The 3,193-nt window shown below is 43.9% G+C and carries 3 protein-coding genes; 1 reads left to right on the top strand and 2 read right to left on the bottom strand.

The window, feature by feature from the left end; translation table 11 throughout:
• Positions 1–258 precede the first annotated feature (258 nt).
• The gene (locus ACUVJL_RS37600; RefSeq protein WP_445250469.1) at positions 259–1,089 is read right to left on the bottom strand and encodes a phytanoyl-CoA dioxygenase family protein; all 831 of its coding nucleotides are present in this window, start codon (positions 1,087–1,089) and stop codon (positions 259–261) included.
• 226 nt (positions 1,090–1,315) lie between these two features.
• On the opposite strand from ACUVJL_RS37600, the gene ACUVJL_RS37595 reads away from it, so the two are divergent.
• Positions 1,316–2,764, top strand: a complete 1,449-nt coding sequence (locus tag ACUVJL_RS37595) for a RecQ family ATP-dependent DNA helicase (RefSeq protein ID WP_445250470.1) — start codon at positions 1,316–1,318, stop codon at positions 2,762–2,764.
• A 111-nt stretch (positions 2,765–2,875) separates the two neighbouring features.
• Here the strand turns inward: ACUVJL_RS37595 and ACUVJL_RS37590 are convergent.
• The coding region (locus ACUVJL_RS37590) for a hypothetical protein (protein ID WP_445250468.1) at positions 2,876–3,193 on the bottom strand (318 nt) is incomplete at its 5' end.

Below are 3,193 nucleotides of genomic sequence, written 5' to 3'. Positions count from 1 at the left end.
GCATACCTTCTTTTATCCTTTTCTGATAAAGAGTTATAAAGTTTCTTTATTTCCGACTCAATTGAACTAGAATAAAACATAGGTTTAAATCTCAGATAAAGTGGTAGAATAGAAAAATCCCTTGCGAGTTTCTATCAATTTCAGAGAAAATAGCAATCAGGGCGCTGTTTTTGATTATATCCGACAATCCATCAAGTTATTTATTTTTTAGTCCTAAGGCTTGCTAGACTAATCATCAAACAATCTTCATAAGATATTTCAACCGTAAGTTGACTCAGGATGTTTGCCTAAAAGCCGCAGTTGCCGTTCAGTAGCGGTAGCGAGGATTTCGGGGTTAAACTGCCACGGCCAAGGCGAAAATTTCTGCGCGATGTTGCGGTGGGAATAATGCACTTGCAGTAAGTAGCGAGTTCCATCTGTTGTCGTATTTTTGCCGCCGGAATGCCAAATTTCACTGCGGAAAAATAACACATCTCCTGCTTTGCACAAAACTGGTTCTGGGGAGTGTCCGTTCCAAGTTTCTTCACCGCGCTCTGGTTTTCGACCAGATTTGTGACTACCAGGAATAATGTAGGTAGGACAGAGGTCTTCTGCGATGTCGCTGAGATAGAAATGGGCTGTACAAATCCATACTGGCAGTTGAAAAGTGCGATCCTCTCCGAGGGCTGCGCTAACGGCAAACACGCTTTCGGGCACAGGTACAAACACCTGATCGACGTGGACGCGCCAACCATCATAACCGGGCCCGCTTTTCCACGCAGTCATGCCGATAATATGGCACTGGCTGCCCATTAATGCTTCGGCTAACTCAATGATACCCGGTCGATCGACATAGGAAAGCCACAGCCGATCGCGATTAAACACGCACTTAAAATGCTGGTTCAATTCACTCCAACTGCTACCATCGAGTCCGAAGGGTTGCAGGCGATCGAGGGCTTCCCTGGTTCGGGCCACTTCGGACGGACTGAGTACATCCGGAATCAGCGCAAAACCATCTTCGCGCACCGCTTCTACCGCCCCTGCTGTGTCGAAAATGTCATAAGTCTTTTGCCGATAGCTGAAAACTTCGCTTAACGTGCTTGCATTCATAATTCAAATTTGAGTAAAATTATTCACTGTTATTAAATTAACACTTCGGACAGTTTAAGAGGTGACGCGCATGGGCGAGAAACCCGGTTTCTACGCATATTTTGCGATTAGTAACGAGAAATCTACGAATAAACCCGGTTTCAGCAGTCAGCGTGCGACTGTAATAGTCATTGATGTGTAAGTCCTGTCTGGTATAATTGACACTTCTCATTTGGGGATAAATCAAATAAAATACCAACCAGAACCAACATCATTAAATCAAGCCCGCGCCGCCTTCCAAAAAATATGGGGATACGACGACTTTCGACCACCGCAAGGAGAAATAGTTAGCAGTTTGTTAGCCGGAAAAGATACAATTATAATTATGCCGACAGGTGGTGGCAAATCAATCTGCTTTCAACTGCCAGCTTTACTACAAACAGGCTTAACTTTGGTAGTTTCGCCGTTAGTCGCCTTGATGGAAAATCAAGTGCAAGAATTGCGATCTCGCCATCTCCCCGCTTCCCTCCTCCATAGTCAATTGTCTACACCGCAGCGCCGACAAACTATGCAGTCACTGCAACAAAACAAATTAAGATTGCTGTACCTGTCTCCCGAAACCTTACTCAGTAAACCTGTTTGGGAAATTATCAGTCAGCCACACATCCAAATCAACGGTTTAATATTAGATGAAGCTCACTGTTTAGTGCAGTGGGGTGATACCTTTCGACCAGCTTACCGCCGTTTGGGAACAGTGCGGCCGGCTTTGTTGAAAGCTAAACCAGCAAATAGTAAAATTGCGATCGCAGCTTTCACGGCTACCGCCAACCCGGAAGCACAAAAAATCATCAAAAATGTCTTGCAATTGCAAAAGCCGGAAGCATTTCTGCTAAGTCCCTATCGTTCTAACTTACACCTGCAAGTGCAGACAGTCTGGACGCCGAGAGGACGCAAGCAGCAATTATTAAATTTTATCAAAGACCGACGAAAACAAGCAGGTTTAGTCTATGTCCGCACTAGAAAAGATAGCGAAAATTTGGCTGATTTGTTGGAAGCTGCAGGTTATGAAACAGCAGCATATCATGCAGGTTTAAATCCAGAATCACGACGAAAAATAGAAAAAGCTTGGCTGAACAATGAGCTTAAATTTGTGATTTGTACCTCAGCATTCGGGATGGGAATTAATAAGCCCGACGTTCGGTGGGTTGTTCACTTTCAAGCACCTTTGCTATTATCGGAATACATTCAGGAAATTGGTAGAGGCGGACGCGATGGCAAATCGGCGATCGCCCTGACATTGATTAGCGAACCGACGGGTTTGCTTTATCCCGAAGATAAACAAAGAAAGCAATTTTTTCAAGATAAATTGCGATCGCAATATCGAGAAGCGCAGCAGCTAGCTAAAAACCTACCAGTCAAAGGTAATGTAGATGCGGTTTCGCAGGAGTTTCCCGAAAGTGCGATCGCCCTTTCCATTCTCCACAGTAGCGGACAATTAAAATGGCAAGATCCTTTTAATTATGTTATTAATAAATCTGCACAGCAAAAAGCCGAAAAACCAAATTTTACCGTCGCTGAGGAAATGGTAAACTATTTGAAACACAAGGAATGTAGGTGGCAATTTTTGCTGCAAGCTTTTGGGTTTGCAAATGAGGCGAAGTCTACGCGGTGCGGGCACTGCGATAATTGTAAGTAGATGATTAGAAAAATACATAAGTATGTCATTCTTAGTCCGCGTCGGCGGACTTTGTTTTTGTATAAGCGATTTCAATCGCCGAATCATCCACGAGATAATCGCGCCTAATTTCTAACTCACAGGCTCAGTATATTCACAAAAAATATTGAGACTAATTTTGAGCAAATAGAGAACAATAATAGTAGCTATACTAGGATCGATCGGTATTCCAGACGAAGCACCCAAACCGACAACAGCAACAATTAATCCCGTAAGCAAAGGCGTACTCCCAGGATTTTTGGTATAGTCTTTGAATTGGGCGCGCAAGCCATCATTGCCGCAGAGCTCAGCGCGGAGAGTTTTCAGCGTGACTTGCCATAGGGATTTTCCGCTTCTTGGCTGTGCAAAGGATTCAAGATTGTGGTTTTCAACCCACAATTCATCAAAACA

The sequence above is a fragment of the Microcoleus sp. OTE_8_concoct_300 genome (assembly GCF_031383065.1).
In the GTDB taxonomy this organism is placed as follows: Bacteria; Cyanobacteriota; Cyanobacteriia; order Cyanobacteriales; family Microcoleaceae; genus Microcoleus.
This window is presented reverse-complemented; position numbering and strand designations above follow the sequence as displayed.

Excerpts from the sequence above, each read along its gene's own strand:
- ACUVJL_RS37600 (WP_445250469.1), bottom strand. The coding sequence starts at position 1,089 with ATGAATGCAAGCACGTTAAGCGAAGTTTTCAGCTATCGGCAAAAGACT.